This window comes from Romboutsia sp. 13368 (genome assembly GCF_018336475.1).
Lineage (GTDB): Bacteria > Bacillota > Clostridia > Peptostreptococcales > Peptostreptococcaceae > Romboutsia.
The window spans coordinates 1,717,715-1,719,602 of sequence record NZ_CP048741.1 but is presented as its reverse complement, the minus strand read 5'-3'; the positions used below and the strand labels follow the sequence as shown (position 1 = coordinate 1,719,602).

Below are 1,888 nucleotides of genomic sequence, written 5' to 3'. Positions count from 1 at the left end.
GTATCTTATATCTAATTATAAATAAAGTGATGAGTATATCTACTCATCACTTTATTTATTCAACCCATATAGGAGCAGTAACTGATATTTTATCTTTATTTTGAATAATTTTTATATAATAAAATTTGTTTTTGCTAGACTTCAGTGAAAATTCTAGTCTTGCCATATTAGAATTAAATTTTTTACTTTTTACTATTTCTCCATTATTGGATATTACTTGAATTTCATTTATTTTATCTATTTCATCAGAATCTATCGCACTTACATTAAAATTTAATTTCGATGTATTTTTTATAGTAGAGCCCATAGGTAAATTATTTATAGCATATTCAATTTTTAAGTTTTTATCTTCTGTAGCATATACTCTCATATTTCTTAAAGCATCATACAAAGCATCTTTATTTAAATCAGTAGCTAATACTACAGTTCTAAATTCATTAGCAATACCAAAGTCAACTCTATGATTGTCTTGATTACATGTAGGTGCGAGATGCCAACCTTTATCTAAAGCAAGTTGATACATATCATGAGATCTTATATTCTTTGTCATATCCTTGTTGTATCCATTTCCGACTTCAATAAGAGAAATAACATAATCTCCATGAGCAGAGTATTTAAAATTATTGAATGAACCAAATTTTTCACATGGGTGATTAAATTGTCCAATTAAATCATCTTGTTCATATATTAAATCATAGAAATTTTCTAGTGTCATATTAGGTAATTCAGAGGATACAAACCCGTTAGAATTATAGATATTTATATGACCAATAGGATTTTTTACTTTAAAAGGATAAGTCATTTCAAATCCACTAAGTGCTATAAATTTATCTTTACAATAAAATAAATCTCTAGACTTTATTAAATCATTCCATTTTGAACTAAAAGAGGCATTATTTATATTACAATCTAGATGATTGTCTAGTAAATTAGAGTGTTCAGTTATAGCGAAAAAATCTAAATTAGCTTTATCTCTAGCTAAGTAATAAGCATCATTATAGCTTCCGTGACCATCACTAGCTTCAGTATGTGCATGTATTAAACCTCGATAGTGATTATATATAGGTGTTCCAACTGTAAAATACCATTCATATTCACTTTTATTTTTTAATATATCAGATATTTCTAACCTTATTATTTGACTTCCTCTTTTAAATTTAGTATCTGGTAAATAGTATATATATTTATCTGTAATTGTACATTTTTTCGTTACATCTTTATAGTTTATAAACAATTTTACTGAGGATTTATCTATTCCACTTTCATCTTTATAACTTATTTTTATTTCAGGTTTTGCAACTATAAATTGTTGACATTTATAAGGAAAAATATCATATATAATAGGCCCTTTACTATCTGTATTAAGAGAACTTACTACACAATCTTCATTTTTAAAGTTATTAAAATAGCAAAAGCTAAAATAAAATAATAAAACAAAACATAAGCTAATTATAAATTTTTTTAATCTCATTTATATCAGTCCTTTTTTATCTAGAAGTTATAGATTACTTTTAAAACTTTTACTAGAATTTTGATTAGTAATATATGATTTATTTTCTATTTTATTTAGTATATCCAGCATTTTTTTATTACTGTATATACTGATAAAATATATTTATAATTTCATAATATTAATTAATAGCATCACTATAAATATCTAGTAATGATTTAGTATATTTTTTAGAAAATGGGTATACCCATATAGAATTATTTTCATTTAATAAATCATTAGCACAATAARTAAGTGTGCTTAGAATAAGTTTTATTTTCTATATAACTAGTTTTACATAACAAATTTTTAATAAATAAATATAATTTAGAGTAAATACTATTAGAGTAAACAAGTCTAATTTGAGTTTGTTTAAATGTAGATAAGGACTTATTTATA

General features: G+C 23.3%; 1 protein-coding gene. It reads right to left on the bottom strand.

What is annotated here, in order from left to right:
- Window positions 1–55: 55 nt before the first annotated feature.
- Window positions 56–1,471 carry a CehA/McbA family metallohydrolase gene (locus G3997_RS06980; RefSeq protein ID WP_296644812.1) on the bottom strand — a complete coding sequence of 472 codons (1,416 nt, stop codon included), beginning with the start codon at window positions 1,469–1,471 and terminating at the stop codon, window positions 56–58.
- Between the last annotated feature and the right edge of the window lie 417 nt (window positions 1,472–1,888).